General features: G+C 37.4%; 1 protein-coding gene. It reads left to right on the top strand.

Features of this window, described 5'->3' with window-relative positions; translation table 11 throughout:
• Positions 1–59: 59 nt before the first annotated feature.
• A partial coding sequence (locus tag GO013_RS16890; RefSeq protein WP_203529730.1) for a hypothetical protein occupies positions 60–313 on the top strand: 254 nt, incomplete at its 3' end.

Genomic DNA, 313 nt, shown 5'->3' with positions numbered 1-313 from the left:
GAGAAAAATCCTGACGAGGTCAAGCAGAATCTCACAGAGATCATCAAATAAGGCAAGGCATGAACCACCTCTTGATCCTTTATAACCCTTACTACCAGCGAGATGTCATCCAACAACATTTAAGCGTTTTACAAGAAAAATCCCAAGTGGGCTTTGGTAAAATCCGATCAAAGCTCAACGATCAAGAAAAGCACCACTCTTTAGAAGAGATTTACAAAGCCACTAGTGAAAAAAATTTTTTGCAGCTTTTTTTGACCGATTACGCTAATTTGTTTGTCGCTAAAGTGATAAAGGTTTCTAAAGATATTGATGA

It is taken from the genome of Pseudodesulfovibrio sp. JC047, from assembly GCF_010468615.1.
In the GTDB taxonomy this organism is placed as follows: domain Bacteria; phylum Desulfobacterota; class Desulfovibrionia; order Desulfovibrionales; family Desulfovibrionaceae; genus Pseudodesulfovibrio.
The sequence above is the reverse complement of the archived record's forward strand: the minus strand, read 5'-3'. Positions and strand labels throughout refer to the sequence as shown.